Source organism: Massilia sp. CMS3.1 (assembly GCF_051262535.1).
GTDB lineage: Bacteria > Pseudomonadota > Gammaproteobacteria > Burkholderiales > Burkholderiaceae_D > Telluria.
Window position 1 is genome coordinate 1 of record NZ_JBIMES010000081.1, and the last position, 730, is coordinate 730.

The following is a 730-nucleotide window of genomic DNA, read 5'->3' on the forward strand; positions in this document are numbered from 1 at the left end:
CCAGACTGGACAACCGTCTCGTGCTGAACATGATTTTTCTGGTTCTACGCACCGGGATGCAATGGAATGCGTTGAATGCGACCGGCATCTGTTCGTGCACGCCGGTGTACCAGCGCTTTCGGGAATGGGTTGCCGCTGGGGTGTTCGAGCAATTTTGGCGGCAAGGGCTACTCGAGTATGACCGGCTCAAGGGAATCGACTGGGATTGGCTGGCACTCGATGGAGCGATGACGAAGGCGCCATTGGGTGGGGAAAAAAACCGGCCCCAACCCGACCGACCGAGGCAAAGGTGGCGTCAAGCGCAGCCTGCTGACAGAAGCGCATGGCATGCCGATCGCCATCGAGATCGATGGCGCCAACCGGCATGACATGAAGTTGGTGGAACAGACGTTAGCCCAACTGATGATTGCACGGCCCGAAGCGACCCGCGAAAAGCCGCAGCACCTGTGTCTGGACAAAGGCTATGACTATGAGTCCATCCATGTCCTGGTATCCCAATTCGGCTTGACGGCACACATCAAGTCACGCGGCCAGGAGAATGACGAGAAGCGCGTCGCCGGCGCACGAGCACGCCGATGGGTGGTTGAACGGGCTCATAGCTGGATGAACCGATTCCGGCGCTTGTTGATCCGTTGGGAAAAGAAGAGCTCTACCTATCTCGCGATGGTGCATTTCGCCTTGGGCATTATTTGCTGGCGTGCCGCTTACCAATAAGAATAGCCTCTTAGCG

The 730-nt window shown here is 57.4% G+C and carries 1 protein-coding gene; it reads left to right on the forward strand.

The annotated features are described in order from the left end of the window. Window positions 1-714 (forward strand): IS5 family transposase gene (locus ACHAC9_RS24515; protein ID WP_435764424.1). Its coding sequence is split into 2 segments (ribosomal slippage), with 713 coding nucleotides annotated over them: window positions 1-254 and window positions 256-714; the frame shifts between segments, so codons are not numbered across the junction. This gene is flagged as partial in the annotation. Window positions 715-730: the final 16 nt, after the last annotated feature.